The sequence below is a fragment of the Kitasatospora sp. NPDC001527 genome, assembly GCF_040298605.1.
GTDB lineage: Bacteria > Actinomycetota > Actinomycetes > Streptomycetales > Streptomycetaceae > Kitasatospora.
Window position 1 is genome coordinate 74486 of sequence record NZ_JBEPAM010000007.1, and the last position, 26667, is coordinate 101152.

Here is a 26667-nt window from a genome sequence, read left to right on the forward strand (position 1 = left end):
ACGGCCGCGTGCGGCACAGCAGTTGACGAGGAGCGAGCAGGATGCAGGGGCAGGGGACGGACACCGTGGCGGAGCCCGGGCTGCGCGACCGCAAGCGGGCGCGGACCAGGCAGGCCATCCGCACGGCGGGGCTCGACCTCTTCGAGGAGCAGGGCTTCGAGGGCACCACGGTGGACCAGATCTGCCGCCGGGCCGACGTCGCCCACCGCACCTTCTTCCGCTACTACGAGTGCAAGGAGGCGCTGCTGTTCGGCATGGACTTCGGCGCCGCCGTCCTGGACGCCTTCGCCGCCGCGCCCGCCGGGCTCGGCCTCTGGGCCGCCTTCGACCACGCGGTGACCACCACCGACGGGGAGCTGGAGGAGCCGGCCGAGCACTCCGTGCGGCGCCGGGCCCTGCGGCACCGGTTCATCGAGGTCCGCAGCGTGCACGACTTCGGGCTGACCGTGGTCGACACCTTCTCGCGGCGGGCGGCGGCGATCGCGGCCGAGCGGCTGGGCGTGGACCCGGCCGTCGACCTGCGGCCGCGGGCGTTCGCGGCGCTGCTCGCGGGCATGACCCGGCAGCGCGTCGTCGGCGGCATGGAGGCGCGTTCGCTGCGGGACTGGGTGGCGGCCTTCCGGGACGTGCTCGGGGCGTTCGACCGGGAGGTCCCGGCGGCCCCGGCCGGGGCGCCCCGGTGAACGCCTACCGCACTGGCCCCGACCCGCCGCCCGGCTCGCGGTAGTGCAGCACGAACCGCGCGCTGCTGCCGTCGATCCGCCGCCGCAGGTAGAGCGCGGGCGTGCCGTCCGGCGTGCAGCTGACGCCCTCGCGGACCAGCAGCGCCGTGCCCGGCGGCACCCCGAGCAGCTCGGCGTCGGCGAGGTCCGCGCCGACCGCGCCGAACGCCCGCCAGTCGTACTCCAGCTCCACCCCGGCCGCCCGGGCCAGGTCGAGCACCATGTTGCCGGGGCGGCCCGGCCGCAGCAGTCCGGCCGGCAGCGGCCCGGACGGCACCCAGTAGCTGCTCACCACCCGGGGCCGGCCGCCGAGCCGGATCACCGTGTCCACCCGGGACAGCTCCGCGCTGTCGCGCCCCAGCTGACGGGCCGCCTCGGCGTCCTCCGGGCTCCCGGTCACCGGCGGCGCCGACACCACGAACTCGCCGTCCTCCGCCGCGTCCGGCACCTCCGTGCCGAGCGGCAGCCCGGAGTGCACGCTGCCGAGGTCGAAGCGCTGGCTGCGCGGGTCGACGGTGATCGACACCCGCACCGCCGGCGGGCGGACGAAGGTCCCCACGCCGCGCCGGATCTCCAGCACCGCGGCCCGCTCCAGCTCGGCCACCGCCTGCCGGACGGTCAGCCGGTTGACGCCGAACTCGGCGCTCAGCTCCGGCTCGCTGGGCAATCGTGAGCCCGCCGGGTACGCCCCGGCGTCGATGCGCTCCTGGAGCTGCCGGGCCAGCCGGCGGTACAGCGGGGTCTCGGTTCGGTGCGTCGCCACGCGCCAGATCCTACGGAGCCGGGGGGTGGCTTCCGTCCCCGGTTGTCCGGAAGTTCACCTCGCCGTCGCTTGCCCGGCGCCCCCCTCGCCAGGTAGACATCTAGACGTCTAGATGTCTTGCCCTCGATCGCACCGCCACCCCCCACCCCCGTTCTCCCGCACCGAAAGGCCCCCGCCGTGACCCTGGTCAACTTCCGCGACCCCGCCACCCTCGCCGACCCCGAGGGCCGCTGGGTCCGCCCCGGCGTGCTGCACCGCTCCGCCCAGCCGTACCCGGCCGACGACGCCTCGGTCGTCGAGCAGCTGACCGCCGCCGGCGTCCGCACGATCATCGACCTGCGCGGCGACATCGAGGTGGAGGACACCGACTGGGCGCAGTCCCTGGCCGCCGGCATCGAGGTGGTCGCCGCCCGCGTCCAGCCCACCGACCGGAGGCTGGAAGCGGCCATGAAGGACATGGTCACCGACGAGGACCTCGGCGCCTTCTACCTGCTGATGGCGGAGTCCGCCCCCGGGGCGGTCAAGCTCGCCGTCGAGGCCGCCACCCGTCCCGGCGGCGTGCTGGTGCACTGCGCCGCCGGCAAGGACCGCACGGGCTGGCTGACCGCGCTGCTGCTCGACCTGCTCGGCGTCCCCGCCGAGGAGATCGTCGCCGACTACGCCCGCACCACCGCCGCGCTGCCGCAGATCTGGGCGAACCTGGCCGAGCGCAACCGCGCCGCCCTGAACGACCACGAGGCGGGCACCTTCGTCGTCCCCCGCCCGCTGCTGGAGGCCCCGGCCGGGGCGATGGCCGCCTTCCTGGAGCTGGTCGGCACCCGCTACGGCGGCACCGAGGGCCTGCTCGCCCACTGCGGGGTGGACGCCGCGACCGTCGAGGCCTTCCGCGCCAAGGCCGCCGCCCCGGCCGCCGCCGAGGTGACGGCATGAGGACCGTGCTGCGCCACACCGACGGCACGCCGTTCCGCGACCTCAACCACAACGGCACCATGGAGCCCTACGAGGACCCGCGGCTGCCCGTCGAGGAGCGCGTCGAGGACCTCCTCACCCGGATGACCCTGGAGGAGAAGGCCGCGCTGATGCTGCACGGCCGGATGCTCCCCGGCGACAACGGCCCCTTCCCGTCCGGCGACCACCTGATCACCGAACGCGGCCTCACCGCCTTCGGCATGATGGCCGTCCCCGACGCCCGCACCATGGCCGCCTGGAACAACCACGTCCAGGACCTCGCCGCCGCCGGCCGCCTCGGCATCCCGGTCACCCTGGCCTCCGACCCCCGGCACGGCTTCACCGAGAACCCCGCCACCGCCTTCACCGGCGGCGGCTTCTCCACCGGCCCCGAGCCGATCGGCCTCGCCGCCACCGACGACCCCGCGCTCGTCGAGGAGTACGCCGCCCTGATCGGCCGCGAGCTGCGCGCCGTCGGCATCCGGATCGCCATCCACCCGATGGCCGACCTCGCCACCGAGCCCCGCTGGGCCCGGATCAGCGGCACCTTCGGCGAGGACCCGGAGCGCGCCGCGCGGATCATCGCCGCCTACATCCGCGGTCTGCAGGGCGAGCGGATCGGCCCGGACAGCGTCGCCTGCATGACCAAGCACTTCCCCGGCGGCGGCCCGCAGTACAAGGGCGAGGACTCGCACTTCGCGGCCGGCCGGCGCCTGGTCTACCCGGGCGGCGCCCTGGAGCAGCACCTGCGCCCCTTCGAGGCCGCCTTCGAGGCCGGCACCGCGCAGATCATGCCCGCTTACGCGATCCCCTCCGGCTCCGGACTCGACGAGGTCGGCGCCAACTTCAACCACGACGTCATCACCGGCCTGCTGCGCGGCCGCTACGGCTTCGACGGCGTGGTGTGCACCGACTTCAACGCCATCACCGGCATGGAGATCCCCGGCCTGGTCAGCCTGCCGCCCCGGCACTGGGGCGTCGAGGAGCTGTCGGTGCCCGAGCAGGTCGCGCTCACCCTGCGCGCGGGCGCCGACCAGCTCGGCGGAGAGACCGACCCCGAGCTGATCCTCGGCGTGGTGCGCTCCGGCGCCGTCACCGAGGCCCGCCTCGACGAGTCCGCCCGCCGCATCCTGCGCGACAAGTTCCGCCTCGGCCTCTTCGACGACCCCTACGTCGACGTGGACGCCGCCGCGGGGCTGGTCGGCGCGCCCGAGGGCCGGGCGCTCGGCCGCCGGGTGCAGACCCGCTCGCTGGTCCACCTCGCCGGCCGGCCGCTGAGCGGACAGCGGCTCTACGTGGAGGGCGTGGACGCCGGGGTCGCGGCCCGCTACGGGACGGTCGTCGAGCGCCCCGAGGACGCCGACCTCGCGGTCCTGCGCCTCGCCACGCCGTACGAGAAGCGCGCGGGGCTGCTGGAGCAGGCCTTCCACTCCGGCTCGCTGGAGTTCGAGCCGGCCGAGGCGGCCCGCGTGGCCGCCCTGGCCGCCGCCGTCCCCACCGCCGTCGTCGCCCAGCTCGAACGCCCCGCCGTGCTCACCCCGCTCGCGCCCCACGCGGCGCTGCTGGTCGGCGAGTTCGGCGCGTCGGACGAGGTCGTGCTGGACGCGGTGCTCGGCCGCGCCCCGATGACCGGCTCGCTCCCGTTCGACCTGCCCCGCTCGGACGCCGCCGTCGACGCCGCCCGCGAGGACGTGCCCTTCGACACCGCGGACCCGCTCTTCCGTTTCGGCCACCCCACTGCCCCGCGCGAGGTGACGGCATGACCCACAACGGCACGCTTCCGGACGGCTTCCTGTTCGGAGCCTCGACCGCCGCCCACCAGATCGAGGGCAACAACACCACCAGCGACTGGTGGGCCCTGGAGAACCGGCCCGGCTCGTTCCTGCCCGAGCCCAGCGGCGACGCCGCCGACAGCTTCCACCGCTGGCCCGAGGACATGGACCTGCTCGCCGGACTCGGCTTCAACGCCTACCGGTTCAGCATCGAGTGGGCCCGGATCGAGCCGGTACGCGGCCGGTACTCGCGGGCCGCGCTGGCCCACTACCGGGCCATGGTGGAGGGCGCCCTGGCCCGCGGCCTCACCCCGGTGGTGACGCTCCACCACTTCACCCTGCCGCAGTGGTTCGCCGAGGCCGGCGGCTGGCTCGCCCCCGACGCCGCCGAGCTGTTCGCCCGGTACGCCGCCACCGCCGCCACCGAGGTGCTCGACGGCGTCCGGTACGTGGCCACCGTCAACGAGCCGAACATCCTCGCCCGGATGCACTCCATCGCGCGGTGGGTCCAGGAGGGCGGCACCGTCGAGGGCGGCGTCGACCGGATCGAACCCGGCGAGGACATCACCGAGGCGCTGGTGCGGGCCCACCGCGCCGCGAGCACCGCGCTGCGCGAGGCCGACCCCCGCCTGCTGATCGGCTGGACGGTCGCCGGCCTCAACCTCTACCCCGTGGAACCCGGCGCCGAGGCCACCGTCGCGGCCCTCGCCCGCGGGCGCGAGGACGTCTTCACCGAGGCCGCCCGCGGCGACGACTGGATCGGCGTGCAGACCTACACCCGTACGCCGGTCGGCGTCGACGGCCAGGTCCCGGTCGCCGACGGCGTCCGCACCACCATCAAGGGCTGGGAGTACTACCCGCAGGCACTCGGCGAGACCGTCCGCCGCACCGCCGCGCTGGTCGGCCCGGACGTGCCCCTGCTGGTCACCGAGAACGGCATCGCCACCGCCGACGACACCGAGCGGATCGCCTACACCACGCAGGCGCTGGCCGGTCTCGCCGACGCCCTGCGCGACGGCGTGGACGTCCGCGGCTACCTGCACTGGAGCCTGCTCGACAACTACGAATGGGGCTCCTACCGGCCGACCTTCGGCCTGGTGGCGGTGGACCCGGAGACCTTCGCGCGCACCCCGAAGCCCTCCGCCCACTGGCTCGGCGCCCTCGCCCGCGAGGGCCGCCTGGCCTGACCCGCGCGAGGCCGGAGAGCCGCGCGGCCGGCGCACCCGGGGTCAGCCCACGGGTGCGTTGGCCGGGCGGTCGCGGCAGGAGGCGCCGTCGATCTCGGTCTCGGTGGGCCGGGCCTCGTTGCGGCGCTCCAGGGGCAGTTGTGGCAGGTTGTTCTTGACGTCGCGGTCCCACTCGTTGCTCACCACGTACTTCTTCAGCGCGTCCCGCAGCCGCTCGCAGTCCTTGCGGTGGCCCTTCGCGAGGGCGACGCCGTAGTCGTTGGTCGCCGCGAACGCGATCCCCGGCACGACCGCCAGCGTCGGCTCCGCCTCCATGAAGCCGTAGAGGATCAGCTGGTCGGTGGAGACCGCGTCGACCTCGCCGGCCTTGAGCGCGTTGACGCAGAAGCCCGCGTCCTCCTCCTCCCGCAGCCGGATCGTCTGGTAGGCGGGCTTGCGCAGCTCCTCGGCCGAGGTGGTGCCCTTCCAGACGCACACCAGCCGGCCGTTGAGGTCGTCCAGGGTGCGGTAGCGCTCCAGGTCGGCCGCCCGCACCAGCATGCCCTGCTGGGTGGACGCGTAGGGGCCGACGAAGTCGAGCCCGTCCCCGCCGTCCTCGACCGGGAGCATCCGCTGGGCGGTGATCGAGAAGGTCGCCACCACGAGGTCGACGTCCCCGTCCCGCAGGGCGGGGGCGCGGTTCCTGGAGATGATGCCGTTGAAGATCGGGGGTTCCGCCCCGACCCGGTCCAGCAGCTCCCTGGCCACCGCGATGTCCAGTCCGTCGAAGTCGCCGGCGTGCCGCTCGTGGCTGGTGCCGGGCTGGTCGCTCTTCGCCCCGATCCGGACCTTCCTCTCGCCGGCGAAGATCGACGGTTCCGGATCCGCGCCGCACCCCCCGGCGGCGAGGGCGAGGAGAACCGCCGCGGTGGCGGCCCGGAGTGCCGGTGCCCGTCGTCGCGTGTCCGTCATGTGCTACCCCCCATGGTCCTGGTCAGTCGTTGAAGAGCGTCCCGTCCGCCTTCGCCACCCGCATCGCGCAGTTCGGCCGGGTCTGCACCGAGATCTCGATGGCCACCTCGCCGCGCCGACCGCCGAGGTCGAACTCCACCACCGACTGCGCGGGCACCCGCTGGACGCCCGGGGCGACCCCCGGTGTGAGGGCCGTCAGCGTCGCGGTCGTCTTGTGGACGCAGGTCGGTGACGTCGGATCGTCGTCCGAGATGGTCAGCGCCAGCCGGAGCCGGTCGCGGGCCTTCCCGGCGGCCGGTGCGGGCAGGACGAGGGTCTGCGTCGTGGAGGCGGTCAGCGGCCCGGCCCCCCGGACGGCGATCTCCACCGGGACCTCGCCGCCTCGCCGGACCGACTCCAGGCCGGCCAGACCGAGCAGGGAGAGGACCAGCGCGGACGCCAGGAGCAGCAGGCCCGCCGTCGACCACGGGTGCGACACCGCGGTCGGTCCGGCGACGGCGCACCGCACGGACAGCGCGAAGCCGGCCGCGAGGGCGGCGTAGAACCAGAGGTACTGGCTCTGCGGGCCGCCCGGCCAGGACAGCACGGCGTAGCCGGCGGTGCCGACGGCCACCAGGAGCGGCAGCCGCGCCACGACCGAACGCGGGTCGACGTTCTTCAGGAAGGTGAACGTGGAGCGGTGGACTTGGCCGACGTTGAACGCGTTGTTGCCGGACGAGTTGATCTCGACGGTCCGGTCCGGGCCCGGTTCCCCCTCCATGGTCAGCTGCCGAAGTTGAACGTGGAGTTCTCGATGTGGGCGGCGTTGAACGCCCGTTCGCCGTACGAGTTGATCGTGACCGTCCGGACGGCCTCCACCAGCCGCTCCGCGTCGAGCGGGTCCGCCGCCGGTCCGCGCAGCCAGCTGAGCAGCGCCTCGGCCAGCCGGGCGCGGTCGGCCTCGCCGAGGCCGTTCAGCAGGCCGTCGACCCGCTCCTCGGGCAGGTCGTGGCGGTTCAGCACCTCGGCCACCTCGGCGGAGCGCCGGCCGAAGAGCCGGCGGAAGAACCCCTCACCCGTCCCCGCCGTCCCCGTGGCGACGCGCTGCGCGGCCTCTTCGGCCAGCTGGGTTCCGAAGGCGGTTGCGGCGACCGTGAAGTACGGAGCGATCGCGGTGATGTCGGTGAGCAGCTCGGACACAGGCCCCCCAGAATGTCCAGGCCACTCGCTGTCGGTGGCCGCGGCGAGTGCGATGGTAGCGATCGGGGGGCGGCGGCGCACCGGTCCGGCCCGAACCCGTGCCGGGACAACCGTCCCGCGGGCCGGGCGGCATGGAGAAGCGCAGGCCGGCGGGGCGGGGGAAAACCGCTCGCCCCTGCGGCGGTGCGCTGGCAGAGTCCGGTGCCATGCAGCAGCTGTACGGGATCCGTGCCGACTTCGACGCCGCCACCGTCGTCGTCTACCAGGCGTACGCCCCGGCGGTGGCCGACGCGGCCCTCGCCGCCGGGCGGTTCGTCCCGCCGTTCTCCTTCGGGCGGATGACGTGGATCAAGCCCTCGTTCTGCTGGCTGATGCACCGCAGCAACTGGGCCCGCAAACCCGGGCAGGAACGCGTCCTCGCGGTGCGGATCACCCGGGCCGGCTGGGAGGAGGCGCTCGGACGGGCCGTGCCGACCACCGCCGACCCCGCGGCGCTCGCCCGCGCCGAGGTCCACGTCCAGTGGGACCCGGAGCGCTCGCCGCGCGGCGCCGCGCTCAACCACTACAGCATCCAGGTCGGCGTGGGCCGCACCCTGATCCGGACCTTCGCCGAGGAGTGGATCACCGGGATCACCGACCTCACCCCGCAGGTGCGGCGGATCGCCGCGCTGCTCCAGCAGGGCCGCGCCGCCCAGGCGCAGCGCCTGCTCCCCCCGGAGCGCCCCTATCCGCTGCCGCGCGCCCTCGCCGACCGCCTGGGTGCGAACGGGTGATATTCCGTCAGGACCGGATGACCGTGAACCCACCCGGCGTTGTCGCGGCCGCACACCGCACACCGCACCGGAAGGGAACCGCCCCCGTGACCGACAACCGCGTCATCACCAACCCCGCCGACCTGCACGACCCCAGGCCGTTCGGCTACAGCCACGTCGTCTCCGCCGCCGGCGAGACCGTGTACCTCGCCGGGCAGTACGCCTCCGACGCCGACGGCCAGGTGGCGGTGGAGGACTTCGCCGGCCAGGTCGCACTGTCCCTGGAGAACCTCCGGCGGGCGCTGACCGCCGTCGGCCTCGGCTTCGAGAACGTCGTCCGGCTCGGTTCGTTCATCAAGGACCACGACCAGGAGAAGCTGGAGATCCTCAACAAGGCCCTGCGCTACACCTGGGGCGAGCGCCTGCCCGCACAGACCCTCAGCGGGGTGGCCACGCTGGCGCTGCCCGGGATGCTCGTCGAGATCGACGCCATCGCGGTGCGCCCCGCCTCCTGACGGTCGGGCCGGCGGACGACGAAGGGGGCCGCCTCCCCGGCACGATCACGGGATCGGGAGGCGGCCCCCGGTCCGGGGCCGGTCAGGACCTACGCTGCGGACCGGGCATCGACCGCGTTGTTCTGACCGGCCACGATCTTCCACCCGTCCGCCTGCCGGGCGACCACGTAGAGCGCCCGGCCGTGCGGACCCTCCACCGGCCTGCCCTCGGCGTCGGTGGGCGTCTGGGCCACGTTGACGGCGACCACGCCGTCCGTGACCGCCAGCAGCTTCACCACCTCGTAGCGGGCGTACGCGTCCTTGAGGAACTCCCGCATCGCCGGACCGCTGAACTCGGTGATCGCCGCCCGCCCGTCCAGCCGCCGGCCGGCCGCGTTGGTCCAGGACGCCTGCTCGCCGAACTGCGCGCCCAGCGCCCGGGCGTCCTTGCGGTTGAACGCGTCCTCCAGCGCCGCGACCACCCCGGTCACCGCCTCCCGCACCGCCGCCGGCACGTCCCCCGCCACCAGCACCCCGTCCGCCATGACCAGCACCTCTCCCCGTATCGGGCGTCCTGCGGCGGTGATCACCGCCGGTCCCCATTCGACAACCTCAACCGCGCTTGAGGTCAAGCCCCCGAATCGACGGCCGTTCGTCAGCGGCGCGCGCTAGCATGTGCGGTTCGTCCACAACGGGCCGTGACACGCCCAACCGTTCGAAGCACAAAGGATGATGACGATCAGTATTCGACGCATGCTCCTGGCCGTGGGCGGTTGCCTCGCGCTCGGAGCGACCACCGTGGGGACGGCCGTCGCCGCGCCCGCCCCGACCCCGGCGGCCTCGTCCGACACCAAGCCGGTGACCTACCTGGGCCACCGCTTCACCGTTCCCGCGGACTGGCCGGTGGTCGACCTCGCCGCCGACCCGACGACCTGTGTCGGCTTCAACCGCCACGTGGTCTACCTCGGCACCCCGGGCGACGGCTCCCGCTGCCCGGCCGGCGGAGTCGGCCGCACCGAGGCGCTGCTCGTCGAGCCCGCCGCCGCCGACACCGCCCCGGGCCTCACGGCCGACCCGATCGACCACCAGCTCACCGCCACCGCGGCGGGCATCAGGGTCACCGCCGCCTACGACCTCGACGAGCGGCTGGTCCGCGGCATCCTCGCCTCCGCGGGCCTGCCGACCGGCGGGTCGGCGCCCGCCAAGAGCCCGAAGTCCGCCGCCCAGGCGCCCTCGGCGGCGCAGGGCGTGACGGCCGCGCCGCAGGGCGCCACGGCGGCCCCCGTCGCGCTGCCGGCGGACATCACCAACTTCATCGGCCGCGGCTTCGACGCCTGCGCCGCGCCCAGCTCGGACCTCATGCGGGCCTGGAAGACGAACTCCCCGTACGGCGCCGTCGGCATCTACATCGGCGGCAGCGCCATGTACTGCCCGCAGCCGAACCTCACCCCGGACTGGATGCAGCGGCAGGCCGCCGACGGCTGGCGGTTCATGCCGATCTACGTCGGCCGGCAGGCCTCGCGGATCACCAGCCCGGCGGCCGACGGCGTGACCGAGGCGGACAACGCCATCGCGAAGGCGGCGGCGCTCGGACTCGTCCCGGGCAGCGTGCTCTACTACGACATGGAGGCGTACAGCACGCCCCAGTACACCACCACGGTCCTCACCTTCCTCTCCGCGTGGACCAACCGGCTGCACGAGCGCGGCTACCGGTCGGGCGTCTACAGCAGTGGCGCCAGCGGCATCAACGACATCGTCAAGAACCTCGGCGGCGGCTACGCCATCCCGGACGTGCTGTTCTGCGCCAACTGGAACGGCCAGGCGACCACCAGCGACCCGTACATACCGAGCGGCGTGTGGGTCAACCACGAGCGCGTCCGCCAGTACCGCGCCGACGTCGACGAGACCTACGGCGGGTTCCCGCTGCGGATCGACCACGACATCCTGGACGTCGCCGTCACCCCGCCGTCCGGCCCGGCCGCCCCGGTGCGGGTGGACTTCAACGGTGACGGCCGTGAGGACATCGCGGGCAAGCTCTCCGACGGCGCGCTGCTGCTGTGGACGGGCAACGGCAACGGCACGCTGAACACCAACAGCGGCTACGGCATGTGGCCGGACAACGGCTTCGGCCAGGTCAGTGACATGGTGGCGGGCGACTTCAACGGCGACGGCCGCACCGATGTCGCGGGCAAGCTCTCCGACGGCGCGCTGCTGCTGTGGACGGGCAACGGCAACGGCACGCTGAACACCAACAGCGGCTTCGCGATGTGGCCCGACAAGAGCTTCAAGGACGTCCACGACCTGCTGGCCGGCGACTTCAACAACGACGGCAGGACCGACCTCGTCGGCAAGGCCGCGGACGGCACGCTGCTGCTGTGGACCGGCAACGGCAACGGCACCCTGAACACCTACAGCGGCTACCGGATGTGGCCGGACAACGGCTTCGGCCAGGTGCACGACCTGGTGGCGGCCGACTTCAACGGCGACGGCCGCACCGACGTCGCGGGCAAGCTCTCCGACGGCACGCTGCTCTGGTGGGCCGGCACCGGCAACGGTCAGCTGAGCACCAGCAGCGGCTTCGCGATGTGGCCCGACAACGGCTTCCGGGCCGTCGGCGACCTGGTCTCGGGCGACTTCAACAACGACGGCCGCGCGGACGTCGCGGGCAAGCTCTCCGACGGCGCGCTGCTGCTGTGGACGGGCAACGGCAACGGCACGCTCAGCACCAGCAGCGGCTACGCGATGTGGCCCGACAACGGGTTCGCGCAGGTCAGCAGCCTCCTGTAGGCCGGACGGACACCACCAACCGGGCTCCCGCCACGCCATGGCGGGGGTCCGGTCCGGCGTTTCATGCCCCGGGGCCGGTCTCCTGGATCCGGGTGATCCGGCCGCGGGCGTCCAGCGTCAGGTCGTAGGTGTTGCCCCAGCAGCCGTACGGGGGCTCGGGGGTGCCGTCGGCCAGGCAGGTGTCCAGGTGGTCCAGGAGGACCGGGAGCTGGACCTCCTTGGCGGGTTCGTCGTGGGGGAGGTCGACCAGGGTGGCGGTGGCGTGGGCGGCCAGGGCGTGGGTGGCGGGGGCGGCGTCGGGGGCGCAGGCCGGGCGGACGGTCAGGCGGCCCTCGACGACGTCGAGGACCCGGACGGTCCGGCGCCCGCCCGGGGTGGTGCAGGCGGTGGGGGAGAAGGAGTCGAGGCCGGGCCCGGCCCCGGGGGCTTCCCAGGCCTCCTCCTCCGCGAGGTCCTCGGCGGCCTCGGTGCCCTCGGCGTCCTTGGCCTCCGCTGCGTCCGCCTCGTTCTCGGCGGCATCGGCGGCATCGGCGTCGCCGTCGTCCGCGACGTCGTCCGAGGCCATCGCCAGCGTCGGGTCCTCGTCGATCGGCGTGCAGGCGGCGAGCCCGGTGGTGGCGGCGCAGCAGAGCAGCACGGCGAGGAGGAGGCGGCGGGGCGCGGTCATGGGGTGAGTCTTCCAGGAGCACGGCTGGACGGGACATCCACCTGGACGCGGAATCCGCGGGCCCGGTTGCGGAGGGCCGCCCCCGCCGGGCGTGCGGACCCGGCGGGGGCGGAGGAGGGGGCGGAAGCGGGGCCGGGGCGAGGGCGGAGGCCGGGTGGGGAACCGTCAGACCGCGACCGGGTGCGCCGGGTCGTAGGCCTCGCGGACCCGCTCCTGGGCCCGCGGCCCGGCCTCCAGGTGGTCCAGCCCGAGCAGCGCCGCACCGAGCACCGGCGGGGCGACCACGACCCGCGGCTCGGCGAGCGGCGCCTCCCGCGCCAGCCGGGCCGTCAGGTTGTCGAGCAGCAGCGGCTGCCGGGAGGCGAGCACCCCGCCGCCGAGCACCACCGGGGTGGGCGTCTCCAGCAGGTCCAGGCGCCGCAGCGCGACGACGGCGAGCCGGGTGATCTCGTCGGCCTGCCGGTCTATCAGCGACAGCGCCGTGGCGTCCCCGGTCCCGGCGACGGCGAACAGCACCCGGACGATCTCGTGCAGCCGGGTGGACGGCAGGTGCCCGAGGTGGACGGCCTCGGCGACGGCCCCGGTGGTGGGCAGGCCGAAGTGTTCGGCGATGGCGGCGGCCAGGCCGGTCGGCCCGCCGCGCCCGTCCTCCGCCCGCACGGCGTGCCACATGCAGCTGACGGCCAGGCCCGCGCCGCCGCCCCAGTCGCCGGTGAGCTCGCCGAGGGCGGGGAAGCGGGCGGTGCGCCCGTCGGGCAGCAGGCCGACGCAGTTGATGCCGGCGCCGCAGACGACGGCGACGCCGCGCGGGCCGTCGGTGCCGGCCCGCAGCAGACCGAAGGTGTCGTTGACGACGGTGTTGCCGGCGCCCCAGGGGTGGGACTCCAGCGCGACGCGCAGCGCTTCCTCCTCGACCGGCAGGTCGGCGTTGGCGAGGCAGGCGCTGACGTGGCTGGTCAGCGGGCCGTTCCAGCCGGCGATCCCGGCGGCCGCCGCGGCCTCCTCGACCAGCGGGGCGAGGCCGGCGACGGCGGCGGTGGCGCCGATCGTGGCCGGGAAGAAGCCGCCGCCCCGGGCGGAGCCGAGGACGGAGCCGTCGGCGCCGATGAGGGCGACGTCGGTCTTGGAGTTGCCGGCGTCGATGGCGAGGACGCCGGGCAGGTGCGGTTCGGGCTGGTGGGTCATCGGGGTTCCCGCGGCTCGTCGTACGTGGCCCGGCCGGGGGTCTTTCCCGGCGGGGGAGGGCGTGGCTCCGCCCGGTGCCCGTTCCCGGGGCGCGCGGCCCGCCCGTGATCCGGCCCGCACTCCCCCCACGGAGTGCGGGCCGGGGACCGGGGGCCCGGGCGCGGCCGGGACGGGGGCCGGGCGGGTCAGGCCCAGCTGAGGTGCTCGCGGTTGTGCGCGAGCAGCCGGTCCGTCAGCCGGTCGGCGAGTTCGATCTGGCCGACCAGCGGGTGGGCGAGCAGCGCGTCGAAGACCCGGTCGCGGCCGCCGCGCAGGGCGGCGTCCAGGGCGAGGTGCTCGTACGCGGTGACGGCGGCGACGAGGCCGGCGTACAGCGGCTCCAGCGGGCGCTGCGGCAGCGGGCGCACGCCCGCCGCGTCGACCTCGGCCGGCACCTCGATCACGGCGTCGTCCGGCAGGAAGGGCAGCACGCCGTCGTTGCGGGTGTTGACCACCTGCACGGAGGTGCCGCCGCCGGTGCCGAGCAGCGCCGCGATGAGCTGCACCGCCGCCTCGGAGTAGAACGCGCCGCCGCGCTTGGCGAGCAGCTCCGGCTTGGTGTCCAGGGCCGGGTCGGCGTACATCTCCAGCAGCTGCCGCTCGATCTCGGCGACCTCGGCGGCCCGCGAGCCCTTGGACCTCAGCTCCTCCACCACCAGGTCGTGCTGGTAGAAGTACCGCAGGTAGTAGGACGGCACGACGCCGAGCCGCTCGATCACCCGCTGCGGCAGGTGCAGGTCCTCGGCGATCTCCTTGCCGAAGCCGGAGAGCAGCTCGGGCAGCACCTCGCGGCCGCCGGCCGCGCCCGGGGCGTCGAGCAGGGTGACCCCGCGCTCCCAGGTGAGGTGGTTGAGGCCGACGTGGTCGAGCCGGACCAGCTCCGGGTCGACGCCCAGGTGCTTGGCGAAGCGCCGCTGGAAGCCGATGGCGACGTTGCACAGGCCGACGGCCTTGTGGCCGGCCTCCTGCAGGGCGCGGGTGACGATGCCGACCGGGTTGGTGAAGTCGACGATCCAGGCGTCGGGGTTGGCCCGCCGGACGGTCTCGGCGATGTCGAGCACCACCGGGACGGTGCGCAGGGCCTTGGCGAGGCCGCCGGCACCGGTGGTCTCCTGGCCGACGCAGCCGCACTCCAGCGGCCAGGTCTCGTCCTGGTTGCGGGCGGCCTGCCCGCCGACCCGCAGCTGCAGCAGCACCGCGTCGGAGCCGGCGACGCCCGCCGCGACGTCGGTGGTCGTGGTGACGACCGCGCCGTGGCCCTGCTTGGCGAAGATCCGCCGGGCCAGCCCGCCGATCAGCTCCAGCCGGTCGGCGGCCGGGTCGACCAGGACGAGTTCGCCGATCGGCAGGGTGTCGCGCAGCCGGGCGAAGCCGTCGATCAGCTCCGGGGTGTACGTCGAACCGCCGCCAACGATGGCCAGCTTGAGTGCGGACATCAGCCCTTGACCCCTGTCAGTGTCACGCCTTCGATGAAGGCCTTCTGTGCGAAGAAGAAGAGGACGATCACCGGGGCCATCACCAGGAGGGTGGCGGCCATGGTGAGGTTCCAGTTGGTGTGGTGGGCGCCCTTGAAGGACTCCAGGCCGTAGGAGAGGGTCCAGGCGTCGTGGTTGCTGCTGGCGTAGATCTGCGGGCCGAAGAAGTCGTTCCAGCAGTAGAAGAACTGGAACAGCGCGACGGCGGCGATGGCCGGCTTGGCCATCGGCAGCACCACCCGCAGCAGGGTGCGCAGCTCGCCGCAGCCGTCGATCCGGGCCGCCTCGATGTACTCCTTGGGGATGGTCAGCAGGAACTGCCGCAGCAGGAAGATCGAGAAGGCGTCGCCGAAGGCCATCGGGATGATCAGCGGCCACAGCGAGCCGCCGAGGCCCATCTGCTTCGCCCAGAACAGGTACATCGGGATGATGGTGACCTGCGGCGGCAGCATCATCATCGCGATGACCGCCATCAGCGCCAGGTTGCGGCCGCGGAAGCGGAACTTGGCCAGCGCGTAGGCGACCGGCAGGCTGGAGACGATGGTCAGCACGGTGCCGAGGCCGGCGTACAGCAGGGTGTTGCGCCACCAGGTGAGGAAGCCGGGGGTGTCCCAGACCTTCCCGTAGTTGCCCCAGTTCCAGGACGTGGGCCAGTAGTCGGTGGTGAGCGCCTGGCTGTCCGACATCACCGAGGTCAGGAAGGCGAAGACGAACGGCAGCAGGAAGAACAGGCCGGCGGCGACGGCCAGCGAGTGGACGGCCACCCAGTTGAGCAGCGCCCGGCGGCGGGCGGTGCGGGCGGCGGCGGTGACGGGGCCGCGGGCGGCGCCCCGGCCGGGCCGCTTCCCGGGCGCCTCGGCGGGGAGGGTCGAGCTGAGAGTCATGATCGTGTCCTCACTGGGCCGCTAGTCGTCGCTGGCCATGAAGCCGGACCGGCGGCGCATCAGCACCGAGGTGACGGCCATCGAGATGACGAACAGCACCAGGGCGACGACGCACGCCGCACCGTAGTTGAAGCGCTGGAAGCCGAGGTTGTAGACCATCTGCGGCAGGGTCCAGGTGGAGCCGGACGGGTAGCCGGGCTCGAACTGCTGGCCGGAGTTGCCCGCGATGCCGCCGGCGACCTTCCCGGCGACGATCGCCTGCGTGTAGTACTGCATGGTCTGGATGACCCCGGTGACCACCGCGAACATGATGATCGGCGAGATGTTCGGCAGGGTGACGTAGCGGAACCGCTGGAAGGGGCCGGCCCCGTCGAGCTCGGCGGCCTCGTACTGCTCCCGGGGGACGTCCAGCAGGGAGGCCATGAAGATGACCATCAGGTCGCCGACGCCCCACATGGCGAGCAGGGTCAGCGCCGGCTTCGACCAGTCCGGGTCGGCGAACCAGCCGGGCTGCGGCAGCCCGATCTCGCCGAGGAAGTGGTTGACCGGGCCGGTGCCGGGGTTGAGCAGGAAGGCGAAGGCGACGGTGGCGGCCACCGGCGGGGCGAGGTAGGGCAGGTAGAAGGCGGTGCGGAAGAAGCCCACCCCGCTCTTGATCTTGGTGATCAGCAGCCCGACGCCGAGGCCGAACGCCACCCGCAGGCTCACCATGATGACGACCAGCCACAGGGTGTTGCGCAGGCCCTGCCAGAACGCCGGGAGGTCGTTGAAGACGTAGTCCCAGTTCCCCAGGCCGTTGAAGGTGGGCGAGCCGAAGCCGTTGTACTTGGTGAACGAGAAGTAGATCGTCGAGATCAGCGGGTACAGGAAGAAGACGCTGAAGCCGATCAGCCAGGGGGAGAGGAAGGCGAGGGTGCGGGCCGCCGCCCGGCGGCGCTTCCGGCGCAGCTGCTGCTGCACGGGAGGCGCCGCCGGGGCGGTCGCTCCGGCCCCCTTGCGGGTGGCGGACGCGAGTGACATGGGAGCTCCGTGGACGGGCCGGACGCGCGGGGCGCCGCGCGCTACTTGGCCTGGGCGATGGCGGCGTCGATCTCCTTGGCGGTGGCGGCGAGGCCGGCCGCGAGATCGCCCTGCTTGCCGGACTCGTAGTCGTAGCCGAGGTTCTGCAGCGAGACGATGTAGCCGCCGCCGTTGACCACCGGCGGGGTGGTGCCGGAGCTGGCGTGCTTCGCGATGTTCACGAAGGTCTTGAAGTTCTCGTCGGCGATCAGCTTCGGCGACTCCAGCGCGGCGAAGGTGCTCGGCACGTTGTGGATCGCGTTGGCGAAGGAGACGACCGCGTCGGTGTCGGTGGTCAGGAACTTGACGAACTCCCAGGCGGCGGCCTGCTTCTTGCTGGTGCTGGCGATGCCGACGATGGTGCCGGTCTGGTAGCCGCGGCCGTAGGTGCCGGCCTGGTCGTCCGGCACCGGGAACGGCGCGGTGGCCCACTCGAAGTCCGGCTTGTCGGTGGCGAGCGAGGCGGTGCGCCACTCGCCGTCCATGGCCATCGCGACCTGGCCGGTGTGGAACGGGTTCTTGGCGCTGAACTCCTCGCCGAAGGTGGCGCGGTACTTCTCCAGCTTGTCGTAGCCGCCGAGCTGGTCGACCAGGCCCTTCTGCCAGTTCAGCATCGCCGCGATCTTCGGGTCGGTGGCGATGGTGGACTTGCCGGCGGCGTCGAAGTAGGTGGGGCCGTACTGGCCGAGCAGGTGCTCGGTGGTCGACTCGTAGCCGTGGTACAGCGGCATGAAGCCGAGCTGCTTGTAGCCGTCGCCCTCGGCGATGGTCAGCCGCTTGGCGACGTCGGCGAACTCGCTGAAGGTCTTCGGCGGGTTGGCGATGCCCGCGTCGGCGAAGGCCTTCTTGTTGTAGTACAGGCCGAAGGCGTCGCCGAGCAGCGGCAGGGCGCACTGGTTGCCCTGGAACTGCGTGTAGTTGAGCATCGCGGCCGGGAAGGTCTTGGCGGCGTCGATGCCCGACTTGGCCAGCAACGGCTTGAGGTCGACGAAGGACTTGGTGGAACAGAACATGCCGACGTTGTTGGTGGTGAACGAGGAGACCACGTCGGGGGCGTCGTCGCCGCCGGCCCGCAGCGACTGGTTGACCTTGTCGTCGGCGATGTTGCCGACGGCCTTGACCTTGATGTTGGGGTGGGACTTCTCGAAGGCGGCGACGTTGTCGTTGATCGCCTTCACCTCGGATTCCTGGTTCCAGCCGTGCCAGAAGGTGATGGTGACGTCCTTGCCACTGGCCGAGTCGTCGCTGCCGCTGCCGTCGCTGCTGCCGGTGCAGGCGGTGGCGAGCAGGGCGAGGACGGCGCTGCCGGTCACGGCGGCGAGTGTCCGGCGGCTTCTGCGGGAGTGGGAGGTGGTGGAGTGCACTTCGAGGTCCTCCTGGGGCTGCGCGGGCAGGCGTCATTGCCTCGGGGCCCGCGTTCGGGGGATGGGGGAGAGGTGGGTGCAGGGGGGAGTGCGGTGGAGCGTCGGGGTGCGCGGGACCGCGCGGTGGAGCGTCAGTGTGTGGAGAAGACCGCCTCACGGGCGGCCGCCAGCGCGCGTTGCAGTGCGCCGAGCAGGACGGGCGAGCCGGTCAGCGCGCTGCCGCGCACCTCCGGCCGGGCGGCCGCGATCCGGGCCAGTTCCTCCGCGACCAGCGCCCGCAGCCGCTCGCCGCCCGCGTTCGGCACGCCGCCGGAGACCACCACCAGCCGGGGGTCGACGACGGCGACGATCACGGCCAGTCCGACGGCCAGCCGGGCGGCCAGCTCGGCGAGGAACGCGTCGCCGGCGCCCGGGGTGGCCAGCGCCCTGGCGACCGACTCCTCGGCGGTCGGCGCGCCGAGCCCGTGCTCCTTGGCCAGGGCCCGGACGGCGGGGGCGCCGACCAGTTCCTGGAACCCGCCGGAGTTGCGGCGGCGGACGTCCTTGACCACCGGGGCGCCGGGCACCGGCATGTAGCCGACCTCCCCGGCGCCGCCGGTGAAGCCGCGGTGCAGCCGGCCGGCGATCACGATCGCCGCGCCGATGCCCTCCCCGGCCCAGAGCAGCACGAAGTCCTCGAACCCGCGGGCCGCGCCCGAGGACTGCTCGGCGACGGCGGCGAGGTTCACGTCGTTCTCGATGGTCACCGGCGCGCCGATCGCGGCGGCGAGGTGCTCGACCAGCCGCGGCGCGTGCCAGCCGGGAAGGTGGGAGGCGTACCGCAGCTTGCCGGTGACCGGGTCGGGCGCGCCGCCGACGCCGATCACCACGGAGTGCAGGCCGCCCTCGGCGAGCCCGGCGGCGCGGACCGCCCCGGCGACCGCCCCGGCGACCCGGGGCACCGTCTCGGCGGCCGCCCAGCCCTTGGTGGGGACGACGTGCTCGGCGAGCGTGGAGCCGGTGATGTCGGCGACCGCGACCCGGACGTGGCTGGTGGTGACGTCCAGTCCGGCGACGTAGCCGGCCGCCGGGTTCACCTGGTACAGCTGCGCGTTGGGGCCCGGGCCGCCGGCCGTGGTGCCCACCGGCACCACCAGCCCGGCCGCCTCCAGGCGGGCCAGCAGCTGGGAGGCGGTGGGCTTGGAGAGCCCGGTCAGGGTGCCGATCTGGGTGCGGGAGAGGGGCCCGTTCTCCAGCAGGAGTTCGAGCGCGGCGCGGTCGTTGATGGCGCGCAGCAGGCTGGGGGTGCCGGCGAGGGGGGCCTTGGCGGTGCTTCTGGTCACGCGAAGATCCTCCTCCTCGGGACGGCCGACTGCTCATGGCGAACTGTTAGGAAACTTTCCAGTCGCTTCGGGACAGGACCGTACGGTCCCCGTCGGCGGAGTGTCAATGGCCCTTCCACCGGAGGATGCCGACTCGTTACCGGCCCGCACGCGGACGGTGGGGCGGGCGGAACCGAAGCGCGGATCGGCCACTGCTGAACACGGGTACGGCGGCCCCCTCGGACGAGGAGGCCCGCCGCCCTGAAGAAAGGTCGGCCCTTGCCGCAGAGCCTGCTGCCCGGCGCCTCCTCGGCCGTCGCCTCGGAGGTCTCCGTGAGCGAAGCACGAAGCCCCGCCGCCCGAGTCGCTCGGGCTGCGGGGCTCACGTTCACCCGCGACGGGGCCGGACGGCCGGGAACTCCCGGCCGAGCGCCCGCACAGGTCTCAGGGCGCCTTGGTGGTGGTGTCGTCGGCCGGGCGGACCGGGGCCGGTATCGGGGTGGCGGCCTTGTAGCCGGCCGAGGTGGGGTCGGCCAGCGCGGACGGCGGGGCCGGGTCGGTGCCCGGGGCGGGGACGGTCGCGGCGGTGGTCAGCACCGTCGCGGCGGCGGTCGTTCCGGCACCGGTGCCTGCGGCGACCGGCGGGAGCTCCTCCTTGACCTTGATCCCGGCCTCGTCCAGCACCCGCTTGACCCGCTGGCGCAGCGCCCGCGCCACGCTCAGCGACTTGCCGGGGGCCGTGCGCGCCTCGATCCGCAGCACCACCGAGTCCGCCGCGACCGACTCCACGCCGAGGATCTTGAACGGCGCCCAGACCAGCTCGTCGTACGGCGCCTCCTTGGCCATCGCCTCGGCGGTCTCCGTGATCAGCGCCTCGACCCGCTCCAGGTCCTCCTTGTAACCGACCTGGACGTCCACCGAGGCCGTCGACCAGCCCTGGCTCATGTTGGCGATCCGCTTCACCTCGCCGTTGCGGATGTACCAGATCTCGCCGCCGGCGCCGCGCAGCTTGGTGACCCGCAGGCCGACCTCCAGCACCGTGCCGCTGGCCACCCCGGTGTCGATCTCGTCGCCGACGCCGTACTGGTCCTCCATGATCATGAAGACCCCGGAGAGGAAGTCGGTGACCAGGTTGCGGGCACCGAAACCGATCGCCACACCGGCCACACCGGCGCTCGCCAGCAGCGGCGCCAGGTTCATCCCGAGCGCCGACAGCACCATCAGCGCCGCCGTGCCCAGGATGGTGAACGACGCGACGCTGCGCAGCACCGAGCCGATCGCCTCCGCGCGCTGCTGGCGCCGCTCGGGGTTGACCACCCCGGTGTTGGCCAGCAGCCCGCCCAGCCGGCTCGGCTCGTCCTCGCTCTCGCCGGGGCGGATCATGCGCGTGATCAGCTGGGTGATCAGCTTGCGCACCATCGCCCGCAGCACCAGCGCCAGCACGATGATGAAGACGATCCGGATCCCGCTCGCGAGCCAGTCCTGCCAGTGCTCGTCGAACCAGCCGGCGGCCTGCCGGGTGGTCTCGGAGACCTCCTGGGCGCTCGTCGGGATTCTCAGGTCGGGCAACTCCGGGGCCGTGGGAGTCGGGGAGGGGGCGGGCGTCGAGGCCGGCGTCGTGGCGGACGCGTCGGCGAGGAGACCGGCGGCACCGGACCGGAACACGTGCGGGACCTTCCTGCTGGGGTCGTGGCACGGCCCGCCGCCGCGAGGCACGCCCCTGGCCTGCGGACCGTCCGCCCTACCCTAACCGCCACCCGGCCCGCACCTTGACACGCCGATCGGCCGTCCGGAGGGCGCGCGGACCCGCGTGAACGCCCCGTCCGTACCCCCGCGCGCCGCTGTCCGCACTGCTCCGACCGGCCCAGCGGTACCCCGCCGGGGCACCCGCGTGCAACCCGCGCTTCCCCCGGGCATACCGGGTATGACAGAAGCCACACCCGGAGTTCACGTCAGGTCCGTTACACAGGAGTGGTGGCGCCGTACGAAGGCGTAAGGCGACACTGGGGGAGATCACGCACCCGTTGCGCGATCCAACCGCTCGTCCCGGCGCGAGCCACGCGCCGCAGGCGTCCAAGGAGGCATCCGTGCCGCATGTCCTGGTCCTCAACGCGTCGTACGAGCCACTCGGCGTCGTATCGATGCGCCGCGCGCTCATCCTCGTCCTCAACCACAAGGCGGTCAGCCTTGAGGACTCGGGTGTCACTCTGCACAGCGCCACCAGCGCCCTTCCGGCGCCGTCCGTCGTCCGTCTGACCCGCTTCGTCCGGGTCCCGTTCTGCGGGCCCGTCCCGCTCACCCGCCGGGCGCTGTTCGCCCGCGACCACGGCCGTTGCGTCTACTGCGGGGCCGCCGCCACCAGCGTCGACCACGTCATCCCGCGCAGCCGGGGAGGCCAGCACCGGTGGGACAACGTGGTGGCGGCCTGCCGCCGCTGCAACCACACCAAGGCCGACCGCCACCTCACCGAACTCGGCTGGCGGATGAAACGACCACCCGCCCCGCCGAGCGGACTGGCCTGGCGGATCATCGGCACCGGCATCAAGGACCCGCGCTGGCGCCCCTACCTGGAACCGTACGGCGGAGGCGACCAGCTGCGCGCCCCGCAGTGGGGCGAGTACGAGCACCACGACCATACCGAGGCCGCCCATCCGGTGCCGCTCGGCCGGGCGCACGCCGCCCACCCCGCCCCCGCCCGCCGCGGAGAGCAGCCGGAGCCGCTGTCCGCCTGATTCCCGCACCACAAGGGCTTGCCCGTCACATCTCTCGGTACGCCTCATGGGCCGCCGCGCACCCCGCAGCCGGGGAGCGCGGCGGCCCGCCGTTCGAGGGCCTGTCGCTACGGCCTGGCGGTGCCCGTCGGCTGGGGCGGCGGGCCGGTCGGGGTGCCCGAGGGCGTCGGCCCGGGCGACGGCGTGGTCGCCGTCCCCCCGCCGGGCCCGCCGGGCCCGCCGGGCCCGCCGGCCTGGCCGCCCGCCTGCTGGCCGCCGCCCGGCGGGGCGGTCGGCGCGGTGGTCGGCGCGGTGACCGGGGGCGTGACCGGCGGGCTCACCGGCGGCGGCACCGTCGCGGCCGCCCCGGCGACGGCGTACAGCTCGATGCCCCACAGCGAGTAGCCGTACTTGGTGGCCCGGGCCACGCCCTGCATCCGCACGAACTTCGCGTCCGGCGCGTCGAACCGCACCGTCTCCTTGCCGCCCGCGCCGTCCTCCACCGTCGCGACCGTGGTCCAGGAACGGCCGTCCGCCGAGGTCTGGATCCGGTACGAGGCGGCGTACGCGGCCTGCCAGTGCAGCACCGCCGAGCCCAGGTGGGTGGCCTCCGGCAGCTCCAGCTGCACCCAGGCGTCGTCGGCCGCCGGCGAGGACCAGCGGCTCTTCGGGTCCTGGTCGGCCACCGCCGAGGCCGGGAAGTTCGACGTCTCGTCGCCCGAGGAGCTCGCCCGCGCGGTGATCGCCAGATCCGGCCCGCCGGTCGGCGGCACCACGTGCACCTGGAGCACCTGGCGGACGGAGGTCTGCCCGGCCACGAACACCACCGGCACCTGGTACGTCCCGGACGGCGTCTCCGGCCCGGCGGTGACCAGCAGCGGCACGCCGACCTTCCCGCCGCGCGGCACGCTCACCCCGGTGACCGGCGCCACCGTCAGCCCCTTGGCGGTCGCCGGCACCTCGGTGCGCAGCTCCCCGGTGACCCCCTCCGGCCGACCGGCCTCGACGACCGCCCGGGCCTGCACCGGCGCGTCCTCCCCGATCACCGCGTCCACCGAGACGTCGGCCAGGCTCAGCCGGGCCGCCGGGGCGTCCGCGTACCAGGGGATCACCTGGTTGACCACCGGCGGCTCCCCGCCCGGCTTCCAGGCCAGCCGGAACGCGTCGGCGGGCAGGCCGCCGGCCGACAGCTCGTTCCAGCCCGGCTGCACGGTGCCGATCTCGGTCCACGAGCCGTCCGGGTGCCGCACCGAGACGCCGGCCGAGGCCCGTACGCCCGGGTCGGTGAGGACGGTGAGGCGGTCCAGCGGCCGGGCGGCGCCCAGCTCGACGGTGAGCGGCTCGTCCCGCGCGGTCGGCGCGGTGGCCGCCCGGTAGGCGGTGTCCGGGTTGCCGTCCAGCACCGCCGTGGCCGAGGAGCCGGGCAGCGCGGCCGGGCCGCCGGAGACGCTGGCCGGCAGCTCGTCCGGCGCGGTCACCGAGAACTCGCGCACCGCGACCGCGGTCTTCTGCGCGGCCGTGGCCCGCAGCCGGACCGCCCGGACGACCGTCCCGGCGGGCAGCTGCGCGGAGACCGACTTCTGGTTCTTCACCGAGGCCAGCTTCTTCCAGCCGCCCTCGCCGGTGGTGTACTCCAGCACGCCGTCGCGGATGTAGTCGTCCAGCGCGCTCTGGCCGTCCGGCCCGCTGCCCCAGGAGCCCATCAGCACGGTCACGCTGCCGACCGGGCGCCCGCCGCCGAGGTCCAGCCCGACCGAGTCGCCCGCCTGCGGCGGCGCCGAGCTCCAGTAGAACGTGTCGGCGGCGCCGTCGGCCATCAGCGCCGGCAGGTGGTCGTGCGCGGTGCCCAGCGTGGTGGTCGGGGTGATGCCGCCGCCCTGGACGCCCGCCCAGGTGTCGGCGGCCCGCAGGGCCCGCTCCAGGAACGGGCCGAGCACGCCCGCGCCGACCGTCGCCGGGCTCTGGCCGAGCTGCTCGCGCAGCTTGTTCAGCTCCACCCGGGCCTTCCAGGCGGCCCCGCCGTCCCCGCCGCGCTGCGCCAGCAGCATGTCCAGGGCGGCCTGCCCGCCGAGGCCGTAGTCGCGCAGCGGCGCCAGCCAGGGCGCGGCCTCCGCGGCCAGCTGGGCGGTCGCCGGGGCGGCGGCCAGGGTCTGCTGGGCGCCCGCCATCGCGGTGAACGCCTCCCGCAGCGGGGCGGCGGCCTCGATGAGCCCGGTCAGGTCGGGCGCGGCGCCGGAGGTCGGCTCGGCGGTCGCCCAGAACCGGTCCATCAGCGGCAGCAGGTAGCCGGACTCCTGCTTGGCCAGCGGCGAGGACACGCTGTTGCCGGCCAGCGCGGTGACCGCCGGCAGGGTCTCCCCGGTGGGCGTCGCGGTCGCGCCGGTCGGCCCGGCCAGCGCGCGCAGCGCCGCCCGCCAGGAGTCCTCCGGCTTGTAGCCGCCCGGGTTCCAGGCGAAGTCCCCGGCCGTGGAGAGCGCGATCCGGGAGGCGACCGGCTGCTGCATCGCACCGGTCAGCATCACGGCCGACCGCGTCGCCACCTCGGTGTCGCGGCCGCTGTAGGCGCCCAGGAAGAGCCGGTCCGGGCTGGCGTCGTTGACCGGGTAGTTGTCCATGGTGACCAGCGGGTGCCGGTACAGCTCCGAGGTCTCGCCGACCTGCGTGCCGGTGATCCGCTCCGGGATCACCCCGACCCCGCTCCAGGCCACCTGCACGGCCGACGGCAGCGCGGCGGCCAGCGCCGTCCGGTACGGGGTGGCGCCCTGCTGGTGGTACTCGGTGGGGACGACCGACAGCGGCGCCAGCTCCGGGTTCCTCGCCACCAGCCGGTCCTGCACCTTGACGGCCAGCTCGGCCTGGGCCCTGGCGGCGGCGGCCGGGCCGGTGCCGTACCTGGCCCGGTCGTCGGAGCAGTGCCACTCGTCGTAGGAGACGTCCAGGAACTGCAGCTGGAACGCGCCGAAGCCGAGCCGGCGCAGCCCGTCCAGCTTGGCGACCAGCGCGTCCGCGTCCTTGCCGGAGCTGTAGCAGAAGGACTGGCCGGGGTCGATCGCGTAGCCGAGCGTGACGTGGTTGCGCCCGGCGCGGACGGCCAGCGCGCGCAGCTCGTCGGCCTTCGCCTGCGGGTAGGCGTCCCGCCAGCGGGCGGTGCGGTACGGGTCGTCGCCCGGGGCGTAGAGGTAGAAGTTCTGCTTGGAGCCGCCGAGGAAGTCCAGCTGGTCCAGCCGCTGCTGCTGGGTCCACGGGGTGCCGTAGAAGGCCTCGGCGGTGCCGCGCACCGGGGCGCCGGACGGCCAGTCGCGCAGCGTGATCCCGGGCAGTCCGAGCCCGGCCGCGCCCGGCGCCTGGCCCTGCCCGGCCGGGACGGCGGCGAGCAGCTGGCGCAGCGACTGCGCCGCGTAGAAGGTGCCGGTGCCGTCCGCGCCGGCCAGCACGACCGCGCCGTAGCTGCCGCCGCCGGCCACCGGGAGCTGACCGGCCGACAGCACGTAGCCGCCGGCGGGCATCCCGGCGGTGGACGGCGCGGCGGTGTCCGTGCCGCCGGCCGCGACGGTGAGCTCGCGCAGGATCCGGTCGGTCGCGCCGCCCGCGCCCTCGGCGGGGCCGCCGACGTACACCACCAGCGATCCGGCGACCGGCGCCCCGGGCTGCGACACCGGGGTCATGGTGGCCGCCCCGGCCACGCCGAGGACCTCCTGCACCGCGGCGACCGCGCCCGGGTCGGCCTCCGGCGCGGTGACCAGGGTGACGACGCCCGGCACGGTGACCGGCTTGCCGGCCACGCTCCGCTCCTGCGGGCGGGGGAAGACCTGAGGGTCGCTCACACTGCCGAGCGGGGTCTGCGGGGCGCCGCCGCCCGCGGTGCTCACCACGTCCGGCCCGGGGGAGAAGCCGGGCCCCTGCGCGTACGCGGCCGGGCCGCTCACCAGCAGGCCGCCGACCACGGCCGCCGCCGACAGGGTGGCCGCCACCTGGAGGGTGCGCCGGCTCGGCGCCCCCGGTCGGGCGGCCCGCGCGCGCTCGTCCCGGACCGAGCGGAGCAGCGGTTCGGTGCCCTTGAGGTCCGCGATCAGCCGGTCCGCCGTCCTGGGCGCCAGCTGACGGCACGTCCGCGCCGTGGCCCGCCGGGCCGCGAGGGCCGCGGGGTGGTACAGCACCTCGCGCAGCGCCGAACTCTGCTCCAACTGCTGACGAAGCCGCCGCCCGGCCACCTCGGACACTCGGGCTTGCACAGGAGCCTCCTCGCCAGGCCTGGACCACATCGCGCCCCAGCCCACCAGCTACGTTTCCCGGTGTCAACGCCGTCGACGGGTATGCCGACTTTGTCCGATTTACGTCGGACTTAAGGCCCCTTTAAAGAGTGCTTTCCTCCCTCCCCGAGCGCCCCCCGCCGCCGCGTCCCACCCCTTCGGCCCTGTGTGTCGCGC

Annotated in this window: 22 protein-coding genes; 8 read left to right on the forward strand and 14 right to left on the reverse strand. The window is 74.2% G+C overall.

Annotation, left to right across the window (positions count from 1 at the left end; translation table 11 throughout):
• The first annotated feature begins 41 nt into the window (after window positions 1–41).
• Window positions 42–683 (forward strand): TetR/AcrR family transcriptional regulator, encoded by a 642-nt coding sequence (locus tag ABT238_RS09675; protein ID WP_350567359.1) that lies wholly within the window; start codon window positions 42–44, stop codon window positions 681–683.
• A gap of 4 nt (window positions 684–687) precedes the next feature.
• On the opposite strand, the gene ABT238_RS09680 is transcribed toward ABT238_RS09675, so the two are convergent.
• Complete coding sequence (locus ABT238_RS09680) at window positions 688–1485, reverse strand: GntR family transcriptional regulator (RefSeq protein WP_350567362.1); 798 nt, start codon at window positions 1483–1485, stop codon at window positions 688–690.
• Window positions 1486–1662: 177 nt separating this feature from the next.
• On the opposite strand from ABT238_RS09680, the gene ABT238_RS09685 reads away from it, so the two are divergent.
• Genes ABT238_RS09685 through ABT238_RS09695 form a run of 3 tightly spaced genes read left to right on the forward strand, consistent with a single transcriptional unit; the run spans window position 1663 to window position 5392 of the window.
• Window positions 1663–2415, forward strand: coding sequence for a tyrosine-protein phosphatase (locus ABT238_RS09685; RefSeq protein WP_350567365.1), 753 nt, complete (start codon window positions 1663–1665; stop codon window positions 2413–2415).
• The gene (locus ABT238_RS09690) at window positions 2412–4196 is read left to right on the forward strand and encodes a glycoside hydrolase family 3 protein (protein WP_350756389.1); all 1785 of its coding nucleotides are present in this window, start codon (window positions 2412–2414) and stop codon (window positions 4194–4196) included. The genes ABT238_RS09685 and ABT238_RS09690 overlap by 4 nt, the downstream gene beginning before the upstream one ends.
• On the forward strand, window positions 4193–5392 hold the full coding sequence (locus ABT238_RS09695; RefSeq protein ID WP_350756391.1) for a glycoside hydrolase family 1 protein: 1200 nt from the start codon (window positions 4193–4195) through the stop codon (window positions 5390–5392). The genes ABT238_RS09690 and ABT238_RS09695 overlap by 4 nt, the downstream gene beginning before the upstream one ends.
• A 42-nt stretch (window positions 5393–5434) precedes the next feature.
• Here the strand turns inward: ABT238_RS09695 and ABT238_RS09700 are convergent, their stop codons facing one another.
• Genes ABT238_RS09700 through ABT238_RS09710 form a run of 3 tightly spaced genes read right to left on the reverse strand, consistent with a single transcriptional unit; the run spans window position 5435 to window position 7522 of the window.
• Window positions 5435–6343, reverse strand: coding sequence for a transporter substrate-binding domain-containing protein (locus ABT238_RS09700; RefSeq protein ID WP_350567373.1), 909 nt, complete (start codon window positions 6341–6343; stop codon window positions 5435–5437).
• Window positions 6344–6365: 22 nt separating this feature from the next.
• Window positions 6366–7103, reverse strand: coding sequence for a hypothetical protein (locus ABT238_RS09705; RefSeq protein WP_350567375.1), 738 nt, complete (start codon window positions 7101–7103; stop codon window positions 6366–6368).
• A 2-nt stretch (window positions 7104–7105) separates the two neighbouring features.
• The gene (locus ABT238_RS09710) at window positions 7106–7522 is read right to left on the reverse strand and encodes a hypothetical protein (RefSeq protein ID WP_350567377.1); all 417 of its coding nucleotides are present in this window, start codon (window positions 7520–7522) and stop codon (window positions 7106–7108) included.
• A 206-nt stretch (window positions 7523–7728) separates the two neighbouring features.
• Here ABT238_RS09710 and ABT238_RS09715 point away from each other — a divergent pair, with 206 nt between their 5' ends.
• Both ABT238_RS09715 and ABT238_RS09720 read left to right on the forward strand, forming a co-directional pair.
• Window positions 7729–8295, forward strand: a complete 567-nt coding sequence (locus tag ABT238_RS09715; RefSeq protein WP_350567380.1) for a DUF4291 domain-containing protein — start codon at window positions 7729–7731, stop codon at window positions 8293–8295.
• Window positions 8296–8381: 86 nt separating this feature from the next.
• Window positions 8382–8789 (forward strand): RidA family protein, encoded by a 408-nt coding sequence (locus ABT238_RS09720; RefSeq protein WP_350567383.1) that lies wholly within the window; start codon window positions 8382–8384, stop codon window positions 8787–8789.
• A gap of 89 nt (window positions 8790–8878) precedes the next feature.
• On the opposite strand, the gene ABT238_RS09725 is transcribed toward ABT238_RS09720, so the two are convergent.
• Window positions 8879–9313 carry a YybH family protein gene (locus ABT238_RS09725; RefSeq protein WP_350567385.1) on the reverse strand — a complete coding sequence of 145 codons (435 nt, stop codon included), beginning with the start codon at window positions 9311–9313 and terminating at the stop codon, window positions 8879–8881.
• Between the two features lie 208 nt (window positions 9314–9521).
• On the opposite strand from ABT238_RS09725, the gene ABT238_RS09730 reads away from it, so the two are divergent.
• Complete coding sequence (locus tag ABT238_RS09730) at window positions 9522–11555, forward strand: glycoside hydrolase domain-containing protein (RefSeq protein WP_350756393.1); 2034 nt, start codon at window positions 9522–9524, stop codon at window positions 11553–11555.
• Between the two features lie 61 nt (window positions 11556–11616).
• Here the strand turns inward: ABT238_RS09730 and ABT238_RS09735 are convergent, their stop codons facing one another.
• From ABT238_RS09735 to ABT238_RS09770, 8 genes are all read right to left on the reverse strand, one after another.
• Window positions 11617–12222 (reverse strand): hypothetical protein, encoded by a 606-nt coding sequence (locus ABT238_RS09735; RefSeq protein ID WP_350756395.1) that lies wholly within the window; start codon window positions 12220–12222, stop codon window positions 11617–11619.
• A gap of 165 nt (window positions 12223–12387) precedes the next feature.
• Entirely contained in the window at window positions 12388–13407 is a 1020-nt protein-coding gene (locus ABT238_RS09740) for an N-acetylglucosamine kinase (RefSeq protein ID WP_350567391.1), read from the reverse strand.
• A gap of 185 nt (window positions 13408–13592) precedes the next feature.
• Window positions 13593–14882, reverse strand: coding sequence for a 6-phospho-beta-glucosidase (locus ABT238_RS09745; RefSeq protein ID WP_350567393.1), 1290 nt, complete (start codon window positions 14880–14882; stop codon window positions 13593–13595).
• Complete coding sequence (locus ABT238_RS09750; protein ID WP_350567395.1) at window positions 14882–15805, reverse strand: carbohydrate ABC transporter permease; 924 nt, start codon at window positions 15803–15805, stop codon at window positions 14882–14884. Before ABT238_RS09750 ends, ABT238_RS09745 begins: the two co-directional genes overlap by 1 nt.
• A gap of 21 nt (window positions 15806–15826) precedes the next feature.
• Window positions 15827–16825 carry a carbohydrate ABC transporter permease gene (locus ABT238_RS09755; RefSeq protein ID WP_350567398.1) on the reverse strand — a complete coding sequence of 333 codons (999 nt, stop codon included), beginning with the start codon at window positions 16823–16825 and terminating at the stop codon, window positions 15827–15829.
• Window positions 16826–16866: 41 nt separating this feature from the next.
• Window positions 16867–18177: an ABC transporter substrate-binding protein gene (locus ABT238_RS09760; protein ID WP_350567401.1), complete on the reverse strand. Its 1311-nt coding sequence runs from the start codon at window positions 18175–18177 to the stop codon at window positions 16867–16869.
• Window positions 18178–18359: 182 nt separating this feature from the next.
• A complete protein-coding gene (locus ABT238_RS09765; RefSeq protein ID WP_350567404.1) occupies window positions 18360–19550 on the reverse strand; it encodes an ROK family transcriptional regulator in 1191 nt (396 codons plus the stop codon).
• A 423-nt stretch (window positions 19551–19973) separates the two neighbouring features.
• A complete protein-coding gene (locus tag ABT238_RS09770) occupies window positions 19974–21098 on the reverse strand; it encodes a mechanosensitive ion channel family protein (protein ID WP_350756397.1) in 1125 nt (374 codons plus the stop codon).
• A gap of 518 nt (window positions 21099–21616) precedes the next feature.
• Here ABT238_RS09770 and ABT238_RS09775 point away from each other — a divergent pair.
• Window positions 21617–22261 (forward strand): HNH endonuclease, encoded by a 645-nt coding sequence (locus tag ABT238_RS09775; protein ID WP_350567408.1) that lies wholly within the window; start codon window positions 21617–21619, stop codon window positions 22259–22261.
• Window positions 22262–22368: 107 nt separating this feature from the next.
• On the opposite strand, the gene ABT238_RS09780 is transcribed toward ABT238_RS09775, so the two are convergent.
• The gene (locus ABT238_RS09780) at window positions 22369–26472 is read right to left on the reverse strand and encodes a beta-N-acetylglucosaminidase domain-containing protein (RefSeq protein ID WP_350756399.1); all 4104 of its coding nucleotides are present in this window, start codon (window positions 26470–26472) and stop codon (window positions 22369–22371) included.
• Between the last annotated feature and the right edge of the window lie 195 nt (window positions 26473–26667).